The 24,000-nt window shown below is 41.8% G+C and carries 24 protein-coding genes and 1 pseudogene; 23 read left to right on the top strand and 2 right to left on the bottom strand.

Annotation, left to right across the window (positions count from 1 at the left end; all coding sequences use genetic code 11):
• Nucleotides 1-393: 393 nt before the first annotated feature.
• The 11 genes from NSQ79_RS08490 (at nucleotide 394) to NSQ79_RS08440 (ending at nucleotide 9,464) form a co-directional block, all read left to right on the top strand.
• The gene (locus tag NSQ79_RS08490) at nucleotides 394-1,140 is read left to right on the top strand and encodes an amino acid ABC transporter permease (protein WP_096832659.1); all 747 of its coding nucleotides are present in this window, start codon (nucleotides 394-396) and stop codon (nucleotides 1,138-1,140) included.
• Nucleotides 1,140-1,883, top strand: a complete 744-nt coding sequence (locus NSQ79_RS08485; protein ID WP_014632672.1) for an amino acid ABC transporter ATP-binding protein — start codon at nucleotides 1,140-1,142, stop codon at nucleotides 1,881-1,883. The genes NSQ79_RS08490 and NSQ79_RS08485 overlap by 1 nt, the downstream gene beginning before the upstream one ends.
• Before the next feature lie 211 nt (nucleotides 1,884-2,094).
• Nucleotides 2,095-2,319, top strand: a complete 225-nt coding sequence (locus tag NSQ79_RS08480) for a DUF4059 family protein (protein WP_002884393.1) — start codon at nucleotides 2,095-2,097, stop codon at nucleotides 2,317-2,319.
• 65 nt (nucleotides 2,320-2,384) lie between these two features.
• Nucleotides 2,385-3,305, top strand: coding sequence for a thioredoxin-disulfide reductase (gene trxB, locus NSQ79_RS08475; protein WP_014632674.1), 921 nt, complete (start codon nucleotides 2,385-2,387; stop codon nucleotides 3,303-3,305).
• A 139-nt stretch (nucleotides 3,306-3,444) separates the two neighbouring features.
• Nucleotides 3,445-3,993 (top strand): 16S rRNA (guanine(966)-N(2))-methyltransferase RsmD, encoded by a 549-nt coding sequence (gene rsmD, locus NSQ79_RS08470; protein WP_231910681.1) that lies wholly within the window; start codon nucleotides 3,445-3,447, stop codon nucleotides 3,991-3,993.
• 32 nt (nucleotides 3,994-4,025) lie between these two features.
• Nucleotides 4,026-4,523: a pantetheine-phosphate adenylyltransferase gene (coaD, locus tag NSQ79_RS08465; RefSeq protein WP_014632676.1), complete on the top strand. Its 498-nt coding sequence runs from the start codon at nucleotides 4,026-4,028 to the stop codon at nucleotides 4,521-4,523.
• The gene (locus tag NSQ79_RS08460; RefSeq protein ID WP_002884703.1) at nucleotides 4,501-5,577 is read left to right on the top strand and encodes a SepM family pheromone-processing serine protease; all 1,077 of its coding nucleotides are present in this window, start codon (nucleotides 4,501-4,503) and stop codon (nucleotides 5,575-5,577) included. Before coaD ends, NSQ79_RS08460 begins: the two co-directional genes overlap by 23 nt.
• Nucleotides 5,578-5,660: 83 nt before the next feature.
• On the top strand, nucleotides 5,661-6,605 hold the full coding sequence (locus tag NSQ79_RS08455) for a TIGR01212 family radical SAM protein (protein ID WP_014632678.1): 945 nt from the start codon (nucleotides 5,661-5,663) through the stop codon (nucleotides 6,603-6,605).
• The gene (locus NSQ79_RS08450) at nucleotides 6,602-7,150 is read left to right on the top strand and encodes a class I SAM-dependent methyltransferase (protein WP_049529030.1); all 549 of its coding nucleotides are present in this window, start codon (nucleotides 6,602-6,604) and stop codon (nucleotides 7,148-7,150) included. The genes NSQ79_RS08455 and NSQ79_RS08450 overlap by 4 nt, the downstream gene beginning before the upstream one ends.
• Nucleotides 7,147-7,389, top strand: a complete 243-nt coding sequence (locus tag NSQ79_RS08445) for a hypothetical protein (protein ID WP_002891697.1) — start codon at nucleotides 7,147-7,149, stop codon at nucleotides 7,387-7,389. Before NSQ79_RS08450 ends, NSQ79_RS08445 begins: the two co-directional genes overlap by 4 nt.
• A gap of 8 nt (nucleotides 7,390-7,397) precedes the next feature.
• Complete coding sequence (locus NSQ79_RS08440) at nucleotides 7,398-9,464, top strand: sodium:proton antiporter (RefSeq protein WP_164332028.1); 2,067 nt, start codon at nucleotides 7,398-7,400, stop codon at nucleotides 9,462-9,464.
• A 183-nt stretch (nucleotides 9,465-9,647) separates the two neighbouring features.
• Here the strand turns inward: NSQ79_RS08440 and NSQ79_RS08435 are convergent, their stop codons facing one another.
• Nucleotides 9,648-10,430 (bottom strand): ABC transporter ATP-binding protein, encoded by a 783-nt coding sequence (locus NSQ79_RS08435; RefSeq protein WP_014632681.1) that lies wholly within the window; start codon nucleotides 10,428-10,430, stop codon nucleotides 9,648-9,650.
• 110 nt (nucleotides 10,431-10,540) lie between these two features.
• Between NSQ79_RS08435 and NSQ79_RS08430 the strand changes: the two genes are divergently transcribed.
• The 4 genes from NSQ79_RS08430 (at nucleotide 10,541) to NSQ79_RS08415 (ending at nucleotide 14,757) form a co-directional block, all read left to right on the top strand.
• Nucleotides 10,541-11,872 carry a hemolysin family protein gene (locus NSQ79_RS08430; RefSeq protein WP_339313528.1) on the top strand — a complete coding sequence of 444 codons (1,332 nt, stop codon included), beginning with the start codon at nucleotides 10,541-10,543 and terminating at the stop codon, nucleotides 11,870-11,872.
• Nucleotides 11,873-12,225: 353 nt separating this feature from the next.
• Nucleotides 12,226-12,948: an LPXTG cell wall anchor domain-containing protein gene (locus NSQ79_RS08425; RefSeq protein ID WP_014632683.1), complete on the top strand. Its 723-nt coding sequence runs from the start codon at nucleotides 12,226-12,228 to the stop codon at nucleotides 12,946-12,948.
• A 186-nt stretch (nucleotides 12,949-13,134) separates the two neighbouring features.
• Nucleotides 13,135-13,935: a pyruvate formate-lyase-activating protein gene (gene pflA, locus NSQ79_RS08420; protein ID WP_014632684.1), complete on the top strand. Its 801-nt coding sequence runs from the start codon at nucleotides 13,135-13,137 to the stop codon at nucleotides 13,933-13,935.
• 69 nt (nucleotides 13,936-14,004) lie between these two features.
• Nucleotides 14,005-14,757: a hypothetical protein gene (locus tag NSQ79_RS08415; protein WP_014632685.1), complete on the top strand. Its 753-nt coding sequence runs from the start codon at nucleotides 14,005-14,007 to the stop codon at nucleotides 14,755-14,757.
• A gap of 81 nt (nucleotides 14,758-14,838) precedes the next feature.
• On the opposite strand, the gene NSQ79_RS08410 is transcribed toward NSQ79_RS08415, so the two are convergent.
• On the bottom strand, nucleotides 14,839-15,291 hold the full coding sequence (locus tag NSQ79_RS08410; RefSeq protein ID WP_002891687.1) for a universal stress protein: 453 nt from the start codon (nucleotides 15,289-15,291) through the stop codon (nucleotides 14,839-14,841).
• Between the two features lie 359 nt (nucleotides 15,292-15,650).
• Here NSQ79_RS08410 and NSQ79_RS08405 point away from each other — a divergent pair, with 359 nt between their 5' ends.
• From NSQ79_RS08405 to gatB, 8 genes and pseudogenes are all read left to right on the top strand, one after another.
• Entirely contained in the window at nucleotides 15,651-16,865 is a 1,215-nt protein-coding gene (locus tag NSQ79_RS08405; protein ID WP_014632686.1) for a pyridoxal phosphate-dependent aminotransferase, read from the top strand.
• Nucleotides 16,866-17,131: 266 nt separating this feature from the next.
• Nucleotides 17,132-17,917, top strand: a complete 786-nt coding sequence (gene codY / locus NSQ79_RS08400) for a GTP-sensing pleiotropic transcriptional regulator CodY (protein WP_002884784.1) — start codon at nucleotides 17,132-17,134, stop codon at nucleotides 17,915-17,917.
• Nucleotides 17,918-17,983: 66 nt separating this feature from the next.
• Nucleotides 17,984-18,535, top strand: coding sequence for an isochorismatase family cysteine hydrolase (locus NSQ79_RS08395; protein WP_014632687.1), 552 nt, complete (start codon nucleotides 17,984-17,986; stop codon nucleotides 18,533-18,535).
• 156 nt (nucleotides 18,536-18,691) lie between these two features.
• Nucleotides 18,692-20,131 carry a 6-phospho-beta-glucosidase gene (locus tag NSQ79_RS08390; RefSeq protein ID WP_014632688.1) on the top strand — a complete coding sequence of 480 codons (1,440 nt, stop codon included), beginning with the start codon at nucleotides 18,692-18,694 and terminating at the stop codon, nucleotides 20,129-20,131.
• A gap of 20 nt (nucleotides 20,132-20,151) precedes the next feature.
• Nucleotides 20,152-20,592: pseudogene (locus tag NSQ79_RS08385) on the top strand (glycosyltransferase); the annotation flags it as partial.
• 139 nt (nucleotides 20,593-20,731) lie between these two features.
• Nucleotides 20,732-21,034, top strand: coding sequence for an Asp-tRNA(Asn)/Glu-tRNA(Gln) amidotransferase subunit GatC (gene gatC / locus NSQ79_RS08380; protein WP_002884769.1), 303 nt, complete (start codon nucleotides 20,732-20,734; stop codon nucleotides 21,032-21,034).
• Nucleotides 21,034-22,500 carry an Asp-tRNA(Asn)/Glu-tRNA(Gln) amidotransferase subunit GatA gene (gene gatA / locus NSQ79_RS08375; RefSeq protein ID WP_014632690.1) on the top strand — a complete coding sequence of 489 codons (1,467 nt, stop codon included), beginning with the start codon at nucleotides 21,034-21,036 and terminating at the stop codon, nucleotides 22,498-22,500. Before gatC ends, gatA begins: the two co-directional genes overlap by 1 nt.
• On the top strand, nucleotides 22,500-23,942 hold the full coding sequence (gene gatB, locus NSQ79_RS08370) for an Asp-tRNA(Asn)/Glu-tRNA(Gln) amidotransferase subunit GatB (protein WP_003018306.1): 1,443 nt from the start codon (nucleotides 22,500-22,502) through the stop codon (nucleotides 23,940-23,942). The genes gatA and gatB overlap by 1 nt, the downstream gene beginning before the upstream one ends.
• Nucleotides 23,943-24,000: the final 58 nt, after the last annotated feature.

Raw genomic sequence — 24,000 nt, 5'->3', positions numbered from 1 at the left:
GCTCACTTTGTTCGTTAAATAAGGAATTAGTTCAAATCTTTTTGGTCTTAACAAGGTATTATTATCAGTGATACGATTTTCTTATCACTATGATAAGAAAAGACTATTTCACAGACTTTCTGAGTCGTGCTAAAATGAATACTATAAAATTATGATAAGATATTTGAATGGTTAGCACTAGGCTAACCTACTTTTTTAGAAAGAAAGGGCGACATTGTGAAAAAGAGTATAGAAGCATTTAATCGGTCACCTTGGTATCTCCAAGTTATCATTGGCTTGGTTGGTTTGGCAGTAGCTGTTGCTTTAGCCATTCCCTTGTCTTGGCTAGTAGAAATTCTTTGGGGCTATGTTTTGCAACTGATTACGATTATCTTCAAATGGATTTCGTCTTGGATGCCAGCTGGTAAGCTCTTCTCATGGAAGGCAGTCTTTGATGCTGTTCCTAAGATTGTGGAACGCTTGCCTTTGACTTTGGGATTGACCATTGCAGGTGCTTTCTTCGGTTTGATTTTGGCCCTTGTCTTTGCGGTCGTTAAGATCAATCGAGTACGTATCCTTTATCCAATTCAAGCAGTTTTTGTGAGCTTCTTGCGTGGGACACCAATCCTTGTACAACTCATGTTGACTTACTATGGAATACCACTCTTCCTTCGTTATTTGAATGGTGAATTTGGTTTGGATTGGAATATCAATGAGATTCCACCAGCTATCTTCGCGATTACGGCCTTTGCCTTTAACGAAGCAGCCTACATGAGTGAAACCATTCGTGCAGCGATTCAGGCCGTTGACGCTGGGGAAATCGAAGCTGCCCGTTCTCTTGGGATGACATCGGCACAGGTTTACCGTCGTGTTATTATTCCAAATGCGGCAGTTATTGCAACACCAAGTTTGATTAACAGTTTGATTGGCTTGACTAAGGGAACATCACTTGCCTTTAGTGCTGGTATCGTCGAAATGTATGCTCAGGCTCAAATCTTGGGTGGTGCTGACTACCGTTACTTTGAACGTTATATCTCAGTTGCCCTTGTATACTGGGTAATCTCAATCTTGATTGAGTACATTGGTCGTTCAGTTGAAAATCACATGGCCATTAAGGCGCCTGAAGTGACTGACATTTCTGGAATTGGAGGTGACCGCTAATGATTAGTATCAAAAATTTGACCAAGGAATTTTCAGGTCAAAAGGTTCTCGATGGTATTGATATTGACATTGAAAAGGGTGAAGTTGTAGCTCTTGTTGGTGCCTCTGGTGCAGGGAAATCAACAATTCTTCGTAGCTTAAACTATTTGGAACAACCTGATTCTGGTACCATTACCATTGATGATTTTAAAGTCGACTTTAAGACTATCACTAAAGAACAAATCCTTACCCTTCGCCGTAAGTTGGCCATGGTTTTCCAACAGTTCAACCTCTTTGAACGTCGTACAGCCTTGGATAATGTTAAGGAAGGTCTTAAGATTGTTAAGAAACTTTCTGACGAAGAAGCTACCAAGATTGCGAAAGAAGAGCTTGCTAAGGTTGGGCTTTCTAATCGTGAAAACCACTACCCACGTCACTTGTCAGGTGGTCAAAAGCAACGTGTGGCCTTGGCTCGTGCCCTTGCAATGAAGCCTGATGTGCTCTTGCTTGACGAACCAACATCTGCTCTTGACCCTGAGTTGGTTGGTGAGGTTGAAAAATCAATCGCTGATGCAGCTAAGTCAGGTCAAACTATGATTTTGGTCAGTCACGACATGAACTTTGTTTATCAAGTGGCTGACAAGGTGCTCTTCCTTGAAAAAGGTCGTATTCTTGAACAAGGAACACCTGACGAAGTCTTTAACCATCCAAAAGAAGAACGAACAAAAGAATTTTTCGCTTCTTATTCAAAACAATATCTTTAAGATGAGATTTTTGTTACAATAGAAAAGGTGGTGGGAGTGGACGACATTTTAGTCCATAGTCAAAGTCCCACAAGGATGATTAGGAACTTTTGAATGTTTCAAAGGCGACTATAGTCCAATCAGAAACTGCATCGTGCAGTTATTACTAGTCGAATTTAGAGGTTGGAGAATGTTATCTCAGCCTTTTCTATTTCTCACTTTAGGATGATTTATGTTATTAAATATTTTTAAATTTTACCTCTTAGGCCTTGTGATTGCTTTCTTTGTGTGCTTGGTGATTGGTGCCATTTGGCTTGGATGGCGTGCCTTACGTCGTGCGGACAAAACTGTTAAGGAGCGTCAAGGTGCCCTCTATGATGCTATTATGATGTCGATGGTTTCGATCCCAGTTTTGGCATTTGCTTTTATGGCGATTCTTATCGTGCTGAATGCATAATTCTAGCTTTGTTGGCACATTAGGTGTAAGATATCTCTACAAGAAAATCATATAAGGAGTTACTTATGTACGATACAATTGTTATTGGAGTTGGTCCTGCGGGGATGACTGCAGCACTCTATGCAGCACGTGCCAACCTTAAAGTGGCAACTTTGGAGCAAGGTGCTCCTGGTGGACAGATGAATAACACGTCTGATATTGAAAATTACCCTGGTTTTGAAAGTATTTCTGGTCCAGAATTGTCAATGAAGATGTTCGAACCTTTGGAAAAATTGGGCGTTGAAAATCTTTATGGTATCGTGTCTGGTATCGAAGACAAGGGTGACTATAAAGTTGTCAAAACTGGTGATGAAGAGTACCAAACCAAGACAGTGATCATTGCGACTGGTGCCAAACATCGCCACATTGGTGTTGCTGGCGAAGAAGAGTACAACAGCCGTGGGGTATCTTACTGTGCGGTCTGTGATGGTGCCTTCTTCCGTAATCAAGACCTCTTGGTCGTTGGTGGTGGAGACTCTGCCGTTGAAGAAGGAATTTATTTGACACGCTTTGCCAATAGCGTGACCATTGTTCATCGTCGTGATGAATTGCGTGCTCAAAAGGTCCTTCAAGACCGTGCCTTCGCCAATGAAAAGGTTAAGTTTATCTGGGACTCAGTCGTTGAAGAAATTAAGGGTGATGACATCAAGGTTTGCAGTGTTGATATCAAGAATGTCAAAACTGGTGAGGTGACTAACCACGAATTTGGCGGTGTCTTCGTTTATGTGGGACTTGATCCTGTTTCAGATTACTTGACAGGTCTCGACGTCACTGACCAAGATGGTTGGGTAATTACAGATGATAAGATGGCGACACGTATTCCTGGTATCTTTGCCATTGGGGATGTCCGTCAGAAAGACCTTCGCCAAATTACAACAGCCGTAGGTGATGGTGCCACAGCTGGTATCGAAGCCTACAACTACGTGACTGCACTTGGTGATAAGTAAAATAATAAAAACTCGGGATGTTCTCGAGTTTTTTGTGTTCTCTTGGGGGGATTTAGCTTGTCTAGTCCCCTTTGGACCAACATCTATGCGTGTTTTTTGTTATAATAGAAAAGTCTTACTAAAAATCAGTAAAAACGAGGTGACCGACTTGCGTGTTGTAGCAGGTGAATTTGGCGGACGTCCGCTTAAAACGTTAGAAGGCAAAACGACTCGTCCAACAACGGACAAGGTCAAGGGTGCCATTTTCAATATGATTGGTCCTTTCTTTGATGGAGGGCGTGTTTTGGATCTTTTTTCTGGAAGTGGTAGTCTGGCTATTGAGGCTATCAGTCGTGGTATGTCGTCTGCTGTCCTCGTGGAAAAGGATCGTCGGGCACAGGCTGTTATTCAGGAAAATATCAAGATGACCAAGAGTGAGAAGCAGTTCCAGCTTTTGAAGATGGATGCGGCGCGTGCGCTGACACAATTGACAGGAAAGTTTGACTTGGTACTTTTAGATCCGCCTTATGCCAAAGAGCAGATTGTGGCCAATATTACTCAGTTAGAGGAGCAAGGGCTCTTAGCTGAGGAGGTTATGTTGGTTTGCGAGACGGATAAGGCTGTGGACCTGCCTGAAGAAATTTCAAACTTTGGGATTTGGAAACAGAAAACCTATGGTATCAGTAAGGTGACCGTTTACGTGCGTTAGCCTTTGATAGGGAAGTTGTAGAAAGGAATGCTATGACAAAGATTGCTATGTTTACGGGGTCTTTTGATCCGATTACTAATGGGCATATGGATATTATTGCCAGAGCCAGCAAGCTCTTTGATGAGCTCTATATCGGTCTCTTTTATAATAAAAATAAGCAGGGCTTCTGGGACGTGGAGACTCGCAAGCGTATCTTGGAAGAGGTCGTGGCAGATCTTCCCAATGTAAAGGTTATAACGGCTCACGATAGTCTGGCTGTAGATGTCGCCAGAGATCTTGGGGTGACTTATTTGGTCCGAGGCCTTCGTAATGCGACAGATTTTGACTATGAGGCTAATATGGATTATTTCAATAAGGGGTTGGCCCCTGAAATTGAAACGGTTTATTTGATTGCTAGTCATGAGGTAACACCAGTCTCTTCCAGTCGTGTGCGTGAGTTGATTTATTTTGAGGGGGATATTAGTTCCTATGTTCCTCAAGCAGTTGTTAAGGAAGTGGAGGCTAAGCGTGGCAAACAAGAACGAATCTAAATCACTATTAGGGAAAATTTGGCGGATTAAGTGGTGGTTGTTAAGTATTTTTACGGTACTTTTCCTCCTATTTGCCCTCTTTTTCCCGCTAAATAATTATTATGTTGAGCTTCCGGGTGGTGCTTTTGATACTAAGGAAGTCTTGACTGTAGACAAGAAAGCTGATGATTCAAAAGGATCCTACAATTTTGTGGCAGTGGCCCAAACCAAGGCGACTTTAGCCTTGATGCTCTATGCTCAGCTTAATGATTTTGCAAAGCTTCAAACAGCTGAAGAGGCAACTGGGAATTACTCTGATGAAGATTTCATGCGTATCAACCAATTTTACATGGAGACTTCCCAAAACCAAGCGATTTATCAGGGCTTGACTCTGGCCGGTAAGGAGGCTAGCTTGGAGTATATGGGTGTCTATGTGCTTCAGGTGGCTGATGATTCTAGCTTCAAGGGTGTCCTCAATATTGCGGATACGGTGACAGCTGTCAATGGCAAGACCTTTGATAATTCTGCTGACTTGATTAAATACGTTCAAGGACTTAAGCTGGGTTCAAAAGTCAAGGTCACTTATACGACAGATGACAAAGAAAAGACTGCCACTGGTAAGATTATCAAGATTGCCAATGGTAAAAATGGTATTGGTATCGGTTTGACAGATCATACCGAGGTTAAGAGTCCTGAAAATGTGAAGTTTAAACTTGATGGCGTTGGCGGACCAAGTGCGGGTCTTATGTTTACCCTAGCTATTTACGATCAGGTATCTGGTCAAGACCTCAAGGCTGGCCGTAAGATTGCTGGAACAGGAACCATTGAAAAGGATGGTTCGGTCGGTGATATCGGTGGTGCCTACCTCAAGGTGAAATCAGCGGCTGATAGTGGTGCAGACATTTTCTTCGTGCCAAATAATCCAGTAACCAAGGAAATGAAAAAGGCTGATCCGGATGCCAAAACCAACTATCAAGAGGCCAAGGAAGCTGCCAAGAAACTGGGAACCAAGATGAAAATCGTCCCTGTTAAAACAGCTCAAGAAGCCATTGATTATTTGAAAAAGACTAAATAAGAAGAGAGTAGGACAGGCAGAAATTCATGATTTTTGTCTGAGTCTTACTCTCTTTTTTAGGTCAAAGTGTTATAATAGTCTTTATGAAAAAACGTTATAGAACAGTCAATGATTACTATCGTGAAATTTTTGGCGAAAAGATTTTCAAACTACCAATTGATGCGGGTTTTGATTGTCCCAATCGTGATGGCACAGTGGCCCACGGTGGCTGTACCTTTTGTACGGTATCGGGGTCTGGGGATGCTATTGTAGCACCTGAGGCACCGATTCGTGAGCAGTTTTACCATGAGATTGACTTCATGCACCGCAAGTGGCCAGAAGTTCAGAAATATCTGGTTTATTTTCAAAACTTTACCAATACCCACGCGTCGCTTGAAGTTATCAAGGAACGCTACGAACAGGCTATCAATGAGCCTGGTGTTGTTGGCATCAATATCGGTACCCGCCCGGACTGTTTGCCAGACGATGTGATTGATTATCTGGCAGAACTCACAGAACGTATGCATGTGACCGTTGAACTTGGCTTGCAAACGACTTATGAAGAAACGTCAGAACTCATTAACCGAGCACACAGCTATGATCTCTATGTGGAGACGGTTAAGCGTGTGCGTGAGCGTGCGCCAAAGGCTGAGATTGTATCGCATCTGATTAATGGGCTACCAGGGGAAACCCACGAGATGATGGTGGAAAATGTTCGACGTTGTGTGACGGACAATGACATTCAGGGAATTAAACTCCACCTCCTCCATCTGATGACCAATACGCGTATGCAAAGAGACTACCACGAGGGGCGTCTTAAATTGCTGAGTCAGGAAGAGTATGTGTCCATCATCTGTGACCAGTTGGAAATCATCCCTAAGGATATCGTCATTCATCGAATTACTGGTGATGCGCCGAGAGATATGTTGATAGGTCCTATGTGGAGTCTCAACAAATGGGAAGTCCTCAATGCCATTGACAAAGAGATGGAACGTCGTGACTCATGGCAAGGGTGCAAAGTAGCTAACGAGAAGGAGGAAAAAGCATGATTAAACGACCAATTCATCTATCTCATGACTTTCTAGCTCAAGTGCTGGACGATGAGAGTGTAGTTGTCGATGCAACCATGGGAAACGGCAATGACACAGCCTTTCTGGCTGGTCTTGCCAAGAAGGTTTATGCCTTTGACGTGCAGGAGCAGGCGCTCGAAAAGACTCGTCAACGCTTGTCAGATTTGGAAATTGAAAATGCGGAACTCATTTTAGACGGTCACGAAAATCTGGACCGTTATGTCACGGAACCTATTCGTGCAGCTATTTTCAATCTGGGTTATCTGCCATCTGCAGATAAGAGTGTTATTACCAAACCCCACACGACCCTTGAGGCCATTGAGAAAATTCTTGACCGTCTAGAGGTGGGTGGTCGTTTAGCTATTATGATTTACTATGGTCATGATGGTGGCGATATGGAGAAGGATGCTGTGCTTGAGTACGTTATCGGTTTGGACCAGCGTGATTTTACAGCTATGCTTTACCAACCCCTTAATCAAATTAATACCCCACCATTTTTGGTGATGTTGGAGAAATTACAATGATTACAGATATTAAAGAAAAACTTGCAGATATGCAGGCCAAATATATCGATAAGCAGAGTGCCGAGGGTACTTTGAAAAAGGTTGATAATCGTAAAACGGCTAAAATTAAGAAAAAGTTAGCTAGTCTTGAGGTCGAACGTTGCCATAAACTTTTGGCTAAGGAAGATGTCACTGCCATTGATAAAAAAATTAGTAAGCAAAAAGAACTATTCTCAAACTGTTGTCATAAGGAAGGGTAGGAGGAGCTATGCATTTATCATTAGCTTTGCTTGTTCTTCTTTTTAGCTTGATTTTATCGAACGTTATCAATCGTGTCTTTCCACGTCTTCCCCTACCTTTGATTCAAATTATTTTTGGGGTTGGTATTGGTTTACTTTTAAAGGGACGCGCTTTCGAGCTTGAAACAGAACTTTTCCTAGCTTTCATTATTGCTCCCTTGCTGTTTCGTGAGGGTGAAGAAAGTGATATCACTAGTATTCTACGTAACTGGAAACTCATTCTATTTTTGATTTTCCCAGTTATCTTTGTGTCTACCTTGGGAATCGGTTATCTTGCTAAGGCCGTCTTGCCTGCTTCGGTACCCTTGTCTGCCTGCCTAGCCATCGGTGCCGCCCTTGGACCAACGGATTTGGTTGCCTATTCCGCTATTTCCAAACGTTTCAGTTTTCCAAAGTGGATTAGCTATATTTTGCAGGGTGAAGGTCTTCTGAACGACGCCTCTGGCTTGGTTGCCTTTCAGGTGGCAGTGACTGCATTGACAACAGGGACCTTCTCCCTCCTTGGTGCGAGCTGGAATTTGGTTATTTCTGTGCTTGGTGGTTTTTTAATTGGCTTGATTACAGCCTTATTTAATCGCCTCTTTTTGACCATTTTGGACAATATGGATGCTGCAGATGTCACAGGTGCTCTCTTACTAGAGTTGGTACTACCGATTTCCTCTTACTTTGTAGCCGAGGAAATTCATGCTTCTGGAATTATTGCCGTTGTCGTAGCAGGGATTTCGCTTGCCAGTCGGTTCAAAAAAATCACCGTTTTTGATGCCAAGTTGGATAGTGTTTCTCATACGATTTGGGGAACCATTACCTTCATGCTTAATGGTATGGTCTTTTTCCTCTTGGGAACAGAACTTCCAACCCTAGCAGCCCCAGTACTGCGTAGCAGCACTTACGATAATCTCTGGATGCTTCTTGCTATCATCCTTTTAACAGCGACCATGTTTGGCATTCGCTTTGTTATGATTAGTGCAGTATTTGCCCAAAGAGCTTGGAGGGCCAAACGATCACTAAAAAAAATCTGGAAGGGTTCTACTCTGTTAACCTTTTCAGGTGTTAAAGGAACGGTTTCCATTGCAACCATCCTTTTGCTTCCGGTTGCCAATATGACGGCTTTGGAACATAGTCTCTTGCTCTTTACGGTAGCGGGTGTCACTTTATTAAGTTTCTTAACAGGGATTTTAGTCCTACCTAAGCTAGCCACTGGACCAGCCCACACGACCAACCATTATATGCAGATTGCCATTCTTAATGATGTGGTCGGCGAGTTGGAAAAAGATCTAAAACAGTCAACTAATCAAAGAGCTGTCTATGCTACGATTGACAACTACAATCAACGCTTGGAAGATTTAATCTTGGAGCAGGAATCAAATGATGTCAAAGAAGAGTTGGCCAATATTCGAGTAATGATTATGGAAATCGAGAGTGAGGGTCTGGAATATGCCTACAAGAAGGGGAAGATTTCAGAACTCGAATACAATCTCTACCAACGTTATATCAAGGGCTTGGAACGTCGTATCAACCGTGGTTTTGTCTCTAGCCTTTCTTACGCCCTAGCTGTCTTTGTGCGTGGCCTTCGTAGATTGTTGCACTTAGCTCTTACTTTCAAGTTTCGTATTGATCAGGATGATACTAGAAGAGGTCCTAGGTTGACGGAAGAAAACCGCGACCATATGACTGAGCTCTATTTGACAAATACTGAGCAGATTTTGGAAGCCTTGAGTAATCTGGAAGGTGTTTATCACTCAGATCTCTTGTCTTATCTGAAACGCAGTCGCCTTCAAGAGGCTGAGATTATTCAATCAGGTGCCTTTGTTGAGCGGGTTATCACCCACCTTCATCCAGACAATATTGATGAAATGTTGCGAGGCTACTATTTGGAACGTAAGGTTATCAACGAGTACGAGCAGGCTGAACTTATCTCTAGCCGTTATGCCAAGCAGCTTCGTAAGGAAGTCAATACTTTGGAGGATTACTCTCTCAAAGAAACTAGCAACACGTTAACCTATGATATGATTAATCTGGCTCGAGGTCGGGCTTAAGCAATGAATGTTATCACAAAAAGAAGCCAAGATTTTTCTTGGCTTCTTTTTCATATATTTTTATAGAACAGCATATCGTTCCAGCCTTAATTTTGTATGGTGTATCTAAAATAAAAGAGGAGTAGTGATAAAACAACAAGTCCCCCAGATAATGTCTAGGGGACTTGTTTCTTTGAGCGATTTTTATAGAAGAGGGTTAATGTAAAAACGATGGTCATCAATTGGAATAATTTGAACAGGATTTTGGTAGAAGTCAGCTAAAACTTCCGGTGTGATGATATCATTTTTTGGTCCTTGTGCCACGATTTTTCCTTGACGGAGTAGGAGGATGTGGTCCATCTTCTCAGTAATCTCTTCAGCATGGTGGGTGACGTAAAGGACCAGGGGTGCGTGAGGAAGCGAGGTGATACGGTCGATCTGACGTAACAGCTTTTCGCGGGCAAAGAGATCCAAGCCCACAGTTGCTTCGTCAAGGATGATGATGTCGGGATCTTCCATAAGACTACGAGCAATCAAACAGATTTGCTTTTCTCCCTGAGAGAGGCCATGGTATTTACGACCAATCAAATCTCCAGCACCAAGTGAAGTTAGCATATCCTTGGCTTCTTGTAGCTCTTTGTCTCCATAGGCTTTGTAGAGGATTGAGCTCTTGTACTTACCGGTAAGGACGATTTTTTCAGCAGTCATATGTTGAGGTAGACGCTCAGTGATGAAGGAGCTGACGATACCGATGTGTTGACGAAGACCTGTGATGTCTCCATTACCAAAGGTGTAGCCTAGTATCCCAGCCTTCCCTTCAGAAGGGAAAAATTCAGCTGTCAACAAACGTAGGAGGGTTGATTTTCCAGCACCGTTAAGTCCCAGGATAGCCCAGGTTTGTCCTTTTTCAACTGTCCAGTTAAGGTCAGATAAAAGTGTTTTTCCTTGGCGGACCAAGCTGACATTTTCTAATCGTATAAGTGACATAAGTCTCTCCTTTGATGATAAATTACCCTAATTATAGCATAAAATAGACGCCTTTATTGGGAAATTATGGTATAATGAAAGTCAGAATTTTTTTTAGAGGAGAAGAAAAAATGGAAGACTCTAGTGGTCAGTCCTTATTATTTCAATCTATTTTACTACTAATTTTAACCTTGCTTACAGCCTTTTTCTCAGCATCTGAGATGGCTCTTGTATCACTTAACCGCTCACGTGTAGAGCAAAAGGCAGAAGAAGGCGATAAGAAATTTATCCGCCTGCTCAAGGTTCTTGAAAATCCAAACAACTTCCTATCAACTATCCAAGTTGGTATTACCTTTATTAGCCTCTTACAGGGGGCCAGTCTCTCTGCGTCACTAGGTGCAGTGATAGCGACTTGGTTTGGTCATGCGGCTTGGGCTAAGACAGCGGGTAGCATGATTTCTTTGGTTGTCTTGACCTATATCTCTATCGTTTTTGGGGAACTTTATCCAAAACGTATCGCTATGAACCTCAAGGAAAATCTAGCCATCTACTCAGCTCCTGTTATTATTGTTACAGGTAAGATTGTTAGTCCCTTTGTTTGGATTCTTTCGGCGTCAACCAATCTTTTGTCTCGTTTGACACCTATGACCTTTGATGATGCCGATGAGCAGATGACACGTGATGAGATTGAGTACATGTTGACCAAGAGTGAGGATACGCTTGAGGCTGAAGAAATTGAAATGCTCCAAGGGGTATTCTCTCTTGATGAATTGATGGCGCGTGAGGTTATGGTCCCTCGTACGGATGCCTTCATGATTGATATTGAAGACAACACTCAAGAAAATATCCAAGCTATTCTCAAGGAAAGTTTCTCTCGTATTCCTGTTTACGAAGATGACAAGGATAAGATTATCGGTGTCATTCATACCAAAAATCTTCTTAAAGCAGGTTTCGAACTTGGTTTCGAAAATATCAAACTTCGTCGAATCATGAACGAACCTCTCTTTGTTCCTGAGACTATCTTCGTAGATGATCTCTTGGCAGCCTTTCGTAACACCAATAATCAGATGGCTATCTTGCTTGATGAGTACGGTGGCGTTGCTGGTCTTGTTACCTTCGAGGATCTTTTGGAAGAAATCGTTGGTGAGATTGACGACGAAACAGATAAATCTAGTGTGGAAGTTCGTGAAATTGGTGAGAATACCTATATTGTCGAGGGAGCTATGACTCTTAACGACTTCAATGAACATTTTGATACAGAACTTGAGAGTGATGACGTTGATACTATCGCAGGTTATTATTTGACTGGTGTGGGAGCCATTCCAACTCAAGAAGTCAAGGAACACTATTCAGTTATCAACAAGGACAAACACCTCGAATTTATCAATGATAAAGTTAAGGATGGTCGTGTAATCAAACTTAAGGTAATCATCACGGCAGCTCCAGAAGAGGCAGAAGAATAGTTTTCTACATGTTTTTATTAGAAAATATTGGAACTTAAAAGCGACTATTTACTAATTAGGCACTTTCTCTCATTATGAGTGAAAGTGTTTTTTCTTATCTATCTTGGAATATCAGCTTATCAAAATAATAAGATTAGAAAACGTCTATAAAGTACGTCATAAAGCCTTTTTTACCTATCAAAACTGCCGGACTTTGTCAGGAAAACAACCATAATTTTGAAGATAATCTAACATATTTCAGCGTGTTGAAAGATTTAGAATAAAAATAAATAAGATTTTAATTAAAGCGGTCTTTTATTACTTTTTTATGGTAGAATGTAGGTTAACTGATAAATGAAAAAAGGAGAATCTTAATGGCTTCTAAAAAATCTATATCTATATATAGTAGCTTGCTTTTACTCACCCTTACCCTAGGAGCTTTTGTACCAGTAACCTCTTTTGCGGATGATGGTATTGCGACAAATGATGCTGTTCTTACACAACCAACGACAGATCGTGCAACAACTGGTCCTTCAACAGCCCCAAGTGATGGTGACTTGGCTCGTAGCAATGATTCAAACACAGGTGTGGCAACGCCAACAACACCAACACCTACAGTTCCTGAAGTACCAGCTGAGCCAACAACACCAGCAACTCCGGAAGCACCTGCGACACCGGCTCCAACAGCTGATTCATCAACAAAACCAGCCGATAAGCCAGAAGACCCAGCTTCAGCAACTGATAAAGGGACAAGCGAAGCACCTCAAAACTCTGAAACTCCAGCGGTGAATGTTAATGGACAACCTGTTGTTACTGTAACACCAACAGCTCCAGTTATCACTGCAGCTGGCCAAACAATTGTGTCTACACAAAATAGCCAAATTGTTATCGCTAACACTGATGGTACAACAAGTGTTGTCGCTCCTGAAACAGTAGGATTCAAAGTGAACGCTGACGGTACATTGACTGGTAAAGATGCTAAAGGTAAGGAAGTTACACTTCCTAAGACTGGTGAAGCATCAACAGTAATCTTGACAATGGCAGGAACATTCTTCCTTGCTGCTGCAGCCTTTTTGGGGCTTAAGAAACGTGCCTAATAATATAGATGATAAAAGACTGGATTTTTCCAGTTTTTTTGTTTTTCTTCTGGTATAGTATAGATATTCCTTAATTTCAGATGTATTATAGTATAACCTTTGCCTGAATTCAGGCAGATATGGAGCATGTTTCTGATAAAAGAGGTATAATAAAAACATGTAAAAAGCGTTTTCAAGGAGGCTGCCATGGCAGAAATTGATTACAGTCAGGTGACTGGACTTGTTCATTCAACCGAAAGTTTTGGATCCGTAGATGGTCCTGGTATCCGTTTTATTGTTTTCATGCAAGGCTGTAAGATGCGTTGCCAATATTGTCATAACCCAGATACTTGGGCTATGGAGTCAAATAAGGCTGTTGAACGTACAGTTGAAGATGTCTTAGATGAGGCTCTTCGTTTCCGTCATTTCTGGGGTGAGCATGGTGGTATCACTGTATCAGGTGGTGAGGCCATGCTTCAGATTGATTTTGTCACTGCCCTCTTTACAGAGGCTAAGAAGCTAGGGATTCACTGTACGCTTGATACTTGTGGGTTTGCGTACCGCAATACTCCTGAGTATCATGAAGTTGTTGACAAACTTTTGGCTGTGACTGACTTGGTCCTACTTGACATCAAAGAGATTGACCCCGAACAACACAAGTTTGTGACCCGTCAACCTAATAAGAATATTTTGGAATTTGCTCAATATCTATCTGACAAACAAGTTCCAGTCTGGATTCGCCATGTCTTGGTACCTGGTTTGACAGACTTTGACGATCACTTGATTAAGCTTGGTGAGTTTGTAAAGACCTTGAAAAATGTCGATAAATTTGAAATTCTTCCCTATCATACAATGGGTGAGTTCAAATGGCGTGAGCTCGGTATCCCATATCCTTTGGAAGGGGTTAAACCACCAACTGCAGATCGGGTCAAAAATGCTAAAGCTCTCATGCACACTGAAACGTATCAAGAGTATAAAAATCGTATCGGTGTGAAAACCTTGGATTGAAAAAGAAGCTCTTGACAAGGGCTTTTTAACTTTGCTATTATTTAGGGAGCAATAAAGAGCAGGTAAATTATGTTTCGTATTTTAAAATTTGATGATGACTTTGTTTATCTCAGTCATCCTGACGGGCGACTTAAGAAAATAGATCGCACGCTTTTTGATTTTGATATAAAATTAGGAGATCGTATTGATGTCTACCAAGATGGGGACTTGACAGTTGTTACTCCGGCAGAAGTCCAGACGGACTTGAGCCTAGAGGGAGACAAATCTGTTAAATCACACCTCTTGCAAGGGATTTTAGATCTTTTCCTTGAAACCCTTAATATTCACAATAATCATTTGGGTGACTTGAAGAAGATCTTCACGCAATTATTGATTACACTCTTCATGGCTTGGAGCTTGTTGGGAGTTATTCTGGTTGAGATTCTTCTCTTTGCAGAGTCAATTATTGTCTTCCTATGGAGACTTCTAGTTCGTCTTGTTAAGTGGATGCATATTAAAGACAACACTAAGGTCTTGATTGATGAGACACAAAAACGTCATGCTAAGCGTGAGCGTCAAAAAGCTCAAAGACGTGAGCAGGAGAGACGTCGTCAGGAAGAACTTGAAGAACGTGAATATCTTCGTGAAACAGAACGTCAAAAGGAACTCATGATTGTTGAAGCTAGCCTTAGTCAGGAAGCAGAACGTGAGAGCCTTTCAACTAGCCTTGCTTTGGAGCAAGCAAGTGCTTCAAGTCAATCTGCTAGTGAAGATTTGGTAGAAGAAAGCCAGTCAACTTCAGAGTCAGAAGTGATGTCTGAATCAGCAAAGTCTGAAAAATAGAACAGAAAAAAGAACTGAGAGTTAGGATCTCGGTTCTTTTTCATATGAGAAAAGCACCAGAGGTGCTTTTGTGAGAGGTGACTAAAGTGTTTTTTCAGAGTCACGAACAATGAGCAAGTCAACTTTTGCGTGACGGAGAATGTATTCAGAAGACGAACCAATAAGCAAGCGTTCAAAAGTATTGAGACCAGTGGCACCAACCATAATAAGGTCAACATTTTCCTTATCAGGGATATCAACAGCCAAGAGGCTCTTAGGATTACCGAACTCAATAACTTTGCGAATCTTGGTTAAACCAGCTTCTCTGGCTTGGCGTTCAAAGTCAGCCAAAACAGCTTTAGCTTCGTCTTCTAGTTTTTCATAGATATAAGAGTCGAAAGTCGCAACGCTTTGAAGGGCGCGTGTATCGATAACGTGTACCAATAGTAACTGAGCATTATTACGTTTTGCAACGTGCACACCTTTAATAAAGGCCAGTTCTGATTCGTAAGAACCGTCGATAGCTACCATAATACGTTCATATTGTTGAGACATAAGCTCTACCTCCTATCTTTAGCTTTATTATACTCCTTTAGTCTAAAAAATGAAAGCGTTGTTATAGATTTTCTGAAATCTTTTTTTGACTGCTTACTTTAGGATGCTCTTAGTAATGTGAAGATTTCAGTATTATCTAAAAATTGAAGATTGCTTGAAAAAGAGGTATAATACAATCTGTTATTAGCTTCGTAAGAAACATGATAATTAAAAAAGAGGAAGACAAGTCTTCAGAAATGATACCAAATGGCTGAGCCTAAAGTTGGTGTCAATAAAAGTGGAAATCCTCATCAGGTGTTGAATTTTCTTATTTTCTGCTAGATGTATCTACTTTTAGTATCTTTTGAAAGGATTAACTTATGAAAACATTTGATAAATCATCAAAGTTGGAACACGTTGCCTATGATATTCGTGGACCAGTTTTGGATGAAGCCAACCGTATGATTGCTAAAGGTGAAAAGATTCTTCGTCTTAATACGGGAAATCCTGCGGAATTTGGCTTTACAGCACCGGATGAAGTCATTCGTGATTTAATTATGAATGTTCGTAACAGTGAAGGGTATTCAGATAGTAAGGGGATTTTCTCAGCTCGTAAGGCGATTATGCAGTATTGCCAGCTAAAGGGATTCCCAAATGTAGATATTGATGATATTTATATTGGTAATGGTGTTTCAGAGATGATTTCCATGTCTATGCAGGCCTTGCTTGATGATGGAGATGAGGTCTTGGTCCCAATGCCAGACTATCCTCTTTGGACAGCCTGTGTCAGCCTAGCAGGCGGTAATGCCGTACACTATGTCTGTGATGAAAAATCTAACTGGTATCCAGATATTGATGATATCAAATCAAAGATTACGTCAAATACTAAGGCAATTGTAGTCATCAATCCCAATAATCCTACAGGTTCACTCTATCCTAAGGATGTCCTTGAACAGATTGTGGATATTGCTCGACAAAATGATTTGATTATCTTTGCGGATGAGATTTATGACCGCTTGGTTATGGATGGTAAACAGCATACTGCGATTGCTAGTCTTGCACCAGATGTCTTCTGTGTGTCTATGAATGGTCTTTCTAAGTCTCACCGCATTTGTGGTTTCCGTGTAGGTTGGATGGTTCTCTCTGGACCTAAAAAGAATGTCAAAGGCTATATTGAAGGGCTTAATATGTTGGCCAACATGCGTCTTTGTGCTAATGTGCTCTCTCAGCACGTTATTCAGACTTCACTTGGTGGTTACCAATCCGTGGATGAACTCTTGATCCCTGGTGGGCGTATCTATGAACAACGTGAGTTTATCACGAATACCGTAAACGCTATTCCAGGGCTTTCAGCTGTTAAGCCAGATGCAGGTCTTTATATCTTCCCTAAGATTGACCGTAACATGTATGATATTGAGGATGATGAAGAATTCTGTCTTCGTCTCTTGAAGAAGGAGAAGGTTCTCCTAGTTCCAGGTAAAGGCTTTAACTGGAATGAACCAGATCACTTCCGTATTGTCTACCTTCCTCGTGTGGAAGAGTTGGCTGATCTCGGTAACAAAATCGAACGAGTCTTGTCATATTACAAGCGTTAATTTCTTGAAAAACTGGACAAAAAGGCTTGTCCAGTTTTTATTGTCTCTAAAAAGGGGACATATTTGAGCAAAATCCGAACATTTTCCTAATAATGCCATAATATACTTAATATAATGAATAGTAGAATAATAAATAATTTTCAGACAATTGTTTGCAATTTCTGGGTTAAGTGTGCTATAATGATAGGGCTAGTAGGTCTTGACGCAGAAGATTAGTACAAGGCTTGATATTATTATGATTACAATAGAAAGTGAAGACAATAAATATGGCAAATTTGCTGGCTAAAACACGTAAAATTACATCTATCTTGCAACGCTCAGTAGATAGCTTGGAAGGAGATCTTCCATACAACAACATGGCTGCTCAATTGGCGGATATCATTGATTGTAACGCTGCTATCGTTAATGGTGGTGGTGCTCTCCTTGGTTTTGCCATGAAGTACAAAACCAACAATGATCGTGTGGAGGAGTTTTTTGAAGCCAAACAACTTCCAGAAGAATATACACGTGGTATCAGCCGTGTTTATGACACTCAAGAAAACATTGGTATTGACAGTGACTTGACCATTTTCCCTGTGGAGTCAAAAGATGACTTCCCAGATGGTTTGACTACAATTGCACCTATCTATGGTGGTGGTATGCGTCTTGGTTCTTTCATCATTTGGCGTAACGATCATGACTTTGTAGATGAAGATCTTATCTTGGTTGAGATTGCCTCTACAGTAGTTGGGTTGCAGTTGTTGAACCTTCAAACAGAGAATTTGGAAGAAACAATTCGTAAACAAACAGCTATTAACATGGCTATTAATACCTTGTCTTACTCAGAAATCAAGGCAGTTTCAGCTATCTTGAATGAGTTGGACGGTTTGGAAGGCCGCTTGACAGCGTCTGTTATCGCTGACCGTATTGGAATCACACGTTCAGTTATCGTTAATGCCCTTCGTAAGTTGGAATCAGCTGGTATTATTGAGAGCCGTTCACTCGGTATGAAAGGGACTTATCTTAAAGTCCTTAACGAAGGTATCTACGATAAATTGAAAGAATACGAATAAGAAGAATACTGAAGGAAAGTGAGGTAGGAGGAACCTGCCCCACTTTTTTTAAAAGGAGAAAGTAATATGACAAAGGCATTGATATCAATTGATTACTCTTATGATTTTGTGGCAGATGATGGGAAGTTGACGGCTGGAAAGCCTGCCCAAGCCATTGAAGACCGCATTGCCCAGGTAACTCAAGAGGCCTATGATAATGGGGATTATATCTTCGTTGCTATGGACCGACATGATGAAGGAGATACCTTCCATCCTGAAACCAAGCTCTTTCCACCGCACAATATTGCAGGGACGTCTGGGCGAGAACTTTATGGTAAGTTAGCTGGTGTATATGATGCTATTAAGGATGATAATCGTGTCTTTTGGATGGATAAGCGACACTACTCAGCCTTTTCGGGAACGGATTTAGATATTCGTTTGCGTGAGCGTCGTGTGACGACAGTTGTTTTGACAGGAGTTTTAACAGATATTTGTGTCCTACATACAGCCATTGATGCCTATAATTTAGGTTATGATATCGAGGTTGTAGTAAGTGCAACAGCCTCCTTGACGCCTGAAGCTCATGACTTTGCTATTGGGCATTTTAAAAATGTTCTTGGAGCAACCATTGTGGAGTAAGAAGATTTATAATCGAGAGTGGGAATCCATCCTACTCTCGTTTTTTGTCTAAAATCATAGGATAGTATCAGTTTTTCGTAGTTTACTATAAGAAAACGATTTCAGACTAGTATATACTATTACTGAAATATTCTTGAATCATAAAGAGGTAGAACAATGACTAAAAAAATGACTTTTCCTGATGGATTTTTGTGGGGTGGAGCGACAGCAGCCAACCAATGTGAGGGTGCCTATGATGCTGATGGACGTGGTTTAGCCAACGTTGACGTGGTGCCAATTGGTGAGGATCGCCTTTCAATTATCACAGGACGTCGTAAGATGTTTGATTTTGAGGATGGCTATTTTTATCCAGCCAAGGAAAGTATCGATATGTACCATCGTTACAAGGAAGATATTGCTCTTTTTGGTGAAATGGGCTTTAAGACTTATCGTCTTTCTATTGCTTGGTCACGTATTTTTCCTAAAGGGGATGAAGCTGAGCCAAATGAAGCTGGGCTTGCCTTTTACGAGGACCTCTTCAAAGAATGTCACAAGTATGGCATTGAACCTTTGGTGACAATCACGCACTTTGATTGTCCTATGCACTTGATTACAGAGTATGGGGGATGGCGTAATCGTAAGATGCTTGGTTTCTATGAAAATCTTTGCCGTACCCTTTTCACACGCTTTAAAGGCTTGGTTAAGTACTGGCTCACTTTCAATGAAATTAATATGATTCTCCATGCACCATTTATGGGAGCAGGACTCTGCTTTGAAGAGGGTGAGAATGAGGAACAGGTTAAATACCAAGCAGCTCACCATGAGTTGGTAGCTTCAGCTATGGCGACGAAGTTGGCCCATGAGATTGACCCTGAAAATAAGGTTGGTTGTATGTTGGCAGCAGGTCAGTATTATCCAAATACAGCCCACCCACGTGACTACTGGGCAGCCATGCAAGAAGATCGTAGTAGCTATTTCTTTATTGATGTTCAGGCTCGTGGAGAGTATCCAAATTATGCTAAGAAGCAGTGGGAACGTGATGGCATTGAGATTGAGATGACTGAAGAAGATTTGGCCCTTCTTAAAGAGTATACTGTAGATTTTATTTCCTTCTCTTACTATGCAAGTCGTGTGGCTTCAGGTGATCCAGAAGTTAATGAAAAGACAGCAGGAAATATCTTTGCCTCTATTAAAAATCCATATTTGGAAGCTTCAGAATGGGGTTGGCAAATTGACCCACTAGGTCTTCGTATTACCCTTAACGTTATTTGGGATCGTTACCAAAAACCGATGTTTATTGTTGAAAATGGTCTCGGTGCTGTGGATACACCAGATGAAAATGGTTATGTTGAAGATGATTACCGTATCGACTACTTGGCAGCCCACATCAAGGCCATGCGTGATGCTATCAATGAAGATGGTGTAGAGCTTTGGGGCTACACAACATGGGGTTGTATTGACCTTGTTTCTGCTGGAACTGGTGAAATGAAGAAACGTTATGGTTTTATCTATGTGGACCGTGACAACGATGGTAATGGTAGCCTTAAACGCTCTAAGAAGAAATCATTTAACTGGTACAAAGAAGTTATCGCAAGTAACGGTGCCTCTGTAGAATAGTCTATGAGTTCTCGACTAATGACATCAACGGTAAAGGTGGGGAGCAAGAGAATCTACAAGATCTGATTGATACTCTTGGGGCGAATGATTATATCAAACTTAGAGGACATGCGGATTTGCGTGACGTCTACCCACAGTACGAACTTTATGTCACTACCTCTCAGTGGGAGACCTTTGGTTTGACCCTGATGGAAGCGGTAGGAGCAGGTTTAGCCCTAGTTGGTTTTGATGCCCGTTATGGCAATCCAACCTTCATCAAAGATGGTGAGAATGGCTATCTGGTTCCTTATAGCGAGACTATGGATGAGGACCTGCTTGTTTCTCAGATGGCGGATAAAATTGTATTTGCCTTAGAGAGTGATCTTGAGTCTATGCACCAAGTCTCATACGACCTGGCAAAACAGTATTTGAAACCTGTAATTCTAGAGGCTTGGAGAAAGCTCTTGATAGCCATACGATAAGTGTTTTGAAAAAGCTCTATCTCTGTAAACTGTAGTGACAAAAAAGTTACTACAGTTTTTTTATCCTCCAAGCAAAATAGGCTAAATTATGGTAAAATAGAGGGTATTGAAAAATCATCATTTCACGAAAGGAAGCAAGATGAAAATTACGCAAGAAGAGGTAACCCACGTTGCCAATCTTTCAAAATTGAAATTCTCTCCAGAAGAGACAGCTGAGTTTGCGACAACCTTGTCTAAAATTGTCGACATGGTGGAATTGTTGGAAGAAGTGGACACAACAGGTGTTGCCCCAACAACGACCATGGCTGACCGCAAGACCGTATTGCGTCCGGATGTTGCTGAAAAAGGGACTGACCGTGACCGCTTGTTTAAAAATGTACCTGAAAAAGATAACTATTACATCAAGGTACCAGCTATCCTAGAAGATGGAGGAGATGCCTAATGTCATTCAACAATAAAACCATTGAAGAGTTGCACGACCTCCTTGTCTCTAAGGAAATTTCGGCAACGGAATTGACCCAAGCAACGCTTTACGATATCAAGGCGCGTGAAGAAGCAGTCAATGCCTTTGTGACAGTGGCAGAAGAAGTGGCTCTTGCGCAAGCCAAGGCCATTGATGAAAAGGGAATTGATGCAGATAACCTCTTGTCAGGGATTCCACTCGCTGTCAAAGACAATATCTCAACAGATGGCATCTTGACTACTGCGGCATCAAAAATGCTCTACAACTACGAGCCAATCTTTGATGCGACAGCTGTTGCCAATGCCAAAGCCAAAGATATGATTGTCATCGGGAAGACCAACATGGATGAATTTGCCATGGGTGGATCTGGAGAAACTTCTTACTATGGACCAACCAAGAATGCTTGGGACCACAGCAAGGTGCCTGGTGGATCTTCTAGTGGTTCAGCAGCTTCTGTCGCTTCAGGGCAAGTCCGTTTGTCCCTTGGTTCAGATACAGGTGGTTCTATCCGTCAACCGGCTGCCTTCAACGGGATTGTTGGTCTCAAACCAACTTATGGAACGGTTTCCCGTTTTGGTCTCATTGCCTTTGGTAGCTCACTCGACCAAATTGGTACTTTCTCACCAACGGTTAAGGAAAATGCCCAATTGCTTAATGTCATTGCCAGTGAAGATGCCAAGGATTCAACTTCAGCACCAGTACGCGTAGCCGATTTTACTTCTAAGATTGGTCAAGACATCAAAGGTATGAAGATTGCCCTTCCTAAGGAATACCTCGGTGAAGGGATTGACCCAGAAGTCAAAGAAACTATCCTCAATGCGGCTAAACACTTTGAAAAATTGGGAGCAACTGTCGAAGAAGTTAGCCTTCCACACTCTAAATACGGGGTTGCTGTTTACTACATCATCGCTTCATCTGAAGCTTCTTCAAACTTGCAACGTTTCGACGGTATTCGCTATGGTTTCCGTGCAGAAGATGCTAAAAACTTGGATGATATCTACGTGAACACTCGTAGCCAAGGCTTTGGTGATGAGGTCAAACGCCGTATCATGCTTGGTACCTTTAGTTTGTCATCTGGTTACTACGATGCTTACTACAAGAAAGCTGGCCAAGTCCGTACCCTCATTATCCAAGACTTCGAAAAAGTCTTTGCGGATTACGACCTTATCCTTGGACCAACAGCTCCAAGTGTAGCCTTTGATTTGGATTCGCTCAACCATGATCCAGTTGCCATGTACTTGGCTGACCTCTTGACCATTCCAGTCAACTTGGCAGGTCTTCCAGGGATTTCGATTCCTGCAGGTTTTGCGCAAGGTCTTCCAGTTGGTTTGCAGTTGATTGGTCCTAAGTATTCTGAAGAAACCATCTACCAAGCTGCAGCTGCCTTTGAAGCAACGACGGATTACCACAAGCAACAACCCCTTATTTTCGGAGGTGACAATTAATGAACTTTGAAACAGTCATCGGACTTGAAGTCCACGTTGAATTGAATACAAACTCAAAAATTTTCTCACCAACCTCTGCTCACTTTGGGAATGAGCAAAATGCCAACACTAATGTGATTGACTGGTCTTTCCCAGGGGTGCTTCCTGTCTTGAACAAGGGTGTTGTGGATGCTGGTATCAAGGCTGCTTTGGCGCTGAATATGGATATCCATCAGCACATGCACTTTGACCGTAAGAACTATTTTTACCCTGATAATCCAAAAGCCTACCAAATTTCGCAATTTGACGAGCCAATCGGATATAACGGTTGGATTGAAGTGCAATTGGAAGATGGCTCAACTAAGAAAATTGGGATTGAACGTGCCCACTTGGAAGAAGACGCCGGTAAGAACACGCACGGAACAGATGGATTCTCTTACGTAGACCTTAACCGTCAAGGGGTTCCATTGATTGAAATCGTATCTGAAGCAGATATGCGTTCTCCAGAAGAAGCCTACGCCTATTTGACAGCTTTGAAAGAAGTTATCCAGTACACTGGTATTTCAGACGTCAAGATGGAAGAAGGATCTATGCGTGTAGATGCCAACATTTCCCTTCGCCCATATGGTCAAGAGGAATTTGGTACCAAGACTGAGTTGAAAAACTTGAACTCTTTCTCAAACGTCCGTAAAGGTCTTGAATACGAAGTGCAACGCCAAGCGAAAATCTTGCGTTCAGGTGGTGTCATTCGTCAAGAAACACGCCGTTATGATGAAGCTAATAAGAGCACTATCCTTATGCGTGTCAAAGAAGGAGCAGCGGATTACCGTTACTTCCCAGAACCAGACCTTCCATTGTTTGAAATCTCAGATGAGTGGATCGAGGAAATGCGTACGGAGTTGCCAGAGTTTCCAAAAGACCGTCGTGCTCGCTATGTGGCAGAGCTTGGCTTGTCTGACTATGATGCCAACCAATTGACAGCGACGAAAGTTACTTCTGACTTCTTTGAAGCAGCGGTAGCCCTTGGCGGAGATGCTAAACAAGTGTCTAACTGGCTCCAAGGTGAAGTCGCGCAATTCTTGAACGCAGAAGGCAAAACGCTTGAAGAAATCAAGTTGACACCAGAAAACTTGGTCGAAATGATTGCCATCATCGAAGATGGAACCATTTCATCTAAGATTGCCAAGAAAGTCTTCGTTCACTTGGCGAAAAACGGTGGCGGTGCGCGTGAATACGTCGAAAAAGCTGGTTTGGTACAGATTTCAGATCCTGAAGTCTTGATCCCAATCATCCACCAAGTCTTTGCAGATAATGAAGCAGCCGTAGCTGACTTCAAATCAGGTAAACGTAACGCTGACAAGGCCTTCACAGGCTTCCTCATGAAAGCAACCAAAGGCCAAGCCAACCCACAAGTAGCTCTTAAACTACTTGCTCAAGAATTGGCTAAGTTGAAAGAAGAGTAATAGATAAAGAATCAGCCGAAAGGTTGGTTTTTTCTTTGCAATATTTGTGTTAGACTAG

It is taken from the genome of Streptococcus sp. FSL W7-1342 (assembly GCF_037966635.1).
Classification (GTDB): Bacteria; Bacillota; Bacilli; order Lactobacillales; family Streptococcaceae; genus Streptococcus; species Streptococcus salivarius_D.
Note: the sequence above shows the minus strand (reverse complement) of the source record. Positions and strands in the feature narration are given on the sequence as shown.

Excerpts from the sequence above, each read along its gene's own strand:
- NSQ79_RS08485 (WP_014632672.1), top strand. The coding sequence starts at position 1,140 with ATGATTAGTATCAAAAATTTGACCAAGGAATTTTCAGGTCAAAAGGTT.
- NSQ79_RS08405 (WP_014632686.1), top strand. The coding sequence starts at position 15,651 with ATGAAAACATTTGATAAATCATCAAAGTTGGAACACGTTGCCTATGAT.
- NSQ79_RS08435 (WP_014632681.1), bottom strand. The coding sequence starts at position 10,430 with ATGTCACTTATACGATTAGAAAATGTCAGCTTGGTCCGCCAAGGAAAA.
- coaD (WP_014632676.1), top strand. The coding sequence starts at position 4,026 with ATGACAAAGATTGCTATGTTTACGGGGTCTTTTGATCCGATTACTAAT.
- NSQ79_RS08455 (WP_014632678.1), top strand. The coding sequence starts at position 5,661 with ATGAAAAAACGTTATAGAACAGTCAATGATTACTATCGTGAAATTTTT.
- NSQ79_RS08450 (WP_049529030.1), top strand. The coding sequence starts at position 6,602 with ATGATTAAACGACCAATTCATCTATCTCATGACTTTCTAGCTCAAGTG.
- codY (WP_002884784.1), top strand. The coding sequence starts at position 17,132 with ATGGCAAATTTGCTGGCTAAAACACGTAAAATTACATCTATCTTGCAA.
- pflA (WP_014632684.1), top strand. The coding sequence starts at position 13,135 with ATGGCAGAAATTGATTACAGTCAGGTGACTGGACTTGTTCATTCAACC.
- NSQ79_RS08395 (WP_014632687.1), top strand. The coding sequence starts at position 17,984 with ATGACAAAGGCATTGATATCAATTGATTACTCTTATGATTTTGTGGCA.
- NSQ79_RS08415 (WP_014632685.1), top strand. The coding sequence starts at position 14,005 with ATGTTTCGTATTTTAAAATTTGATGATGACTTTGTTTATCTCAGTCAT.
- NSQ79_RS08390 (WP_014632688.1), top strand. The coding sequence starts at position 18,692 with ATGACTAAAAAAATGACTTTTCCTGATGGATTTTTGTGGGGTGGAGCG.
- NSQ79_RS08430 (WP_339313528.1), top strand. The coding sequence starts at position 10,541 with ATGGAAGACTCTAGTGGTCAGTCCTTATTATTTCAATCTATTTTACTA.
- NSQ79_RS08410 (WP_002891687.1), bottom strand. The coding sequence starts at position 15,291 with ATGTCTCAACAATATGAACGTATTATGGTAGCTATCGACGGTTCTTAC.
- NSQ79_RS08425 (WP_014632683.1), top strand. The coding sequence starts at position 12,226 with ATGGCTTCTAAAAAATCTATATCTATATATAGTAGCTTGCTTTTACTC.
- NSQ79_RS08445 (WP_002891697.1), top strand. The coding sequence starts at position 7,147 with ATGATTACAGATATTAAAGAAAAACTTGCAGATATGCAGGCCAAATAT.
- gatA (WP_014632690.1), top strand. The coding sequence starts at position 21,034 with ATGTCATTCAACAATAAAACCATTGAAGAGTTGCACGACCTCCTTGTC.
- NSQ79_RS08490 (WP_096832659.1), top strand. The coding sequence starts at position 394 with ATGCCAGCTGGTAAGCTCTTCTCATGGAAGGCAGTCTTTGATGCTGTT.
- NSQ79_RS08480 (WP_002884393.1), top strand. The coding sequence starts at position 2,095 with ATGTTATTAAATATTTTTAAATTTTACCTCTTAGGCCTTGTGATTGCT.
- gatC (WP_002884769.1), top strand. The coding sequence starts at position 20,732 with ATGAAAATTACGCAAGAAGAGGTAACCCACGTTGCCAATCTTTCAAAA.
- gatB (WP_003018306.1), top strand. The coding sequence starts at position 22,500 with ATGAACTTTGAAACAGTCATCGGACTTGAAGTCCACGTTGAATTGAAT.
- trxB (WP_014632674.1), top strand. The coding sequence starts at position 2,385 with ATGTACGATACAATTGTTATTGGAGTTGGTCCTGCGGGGATGACTGCA.
- NSQ79_RS08440 (WP_164332028.1), top strand. The coding sequence starts at position 7,398 with ATGCATTTATCATTAGCTTTGCTTGTTCTTCTTTTTAGCTTGATTTTA.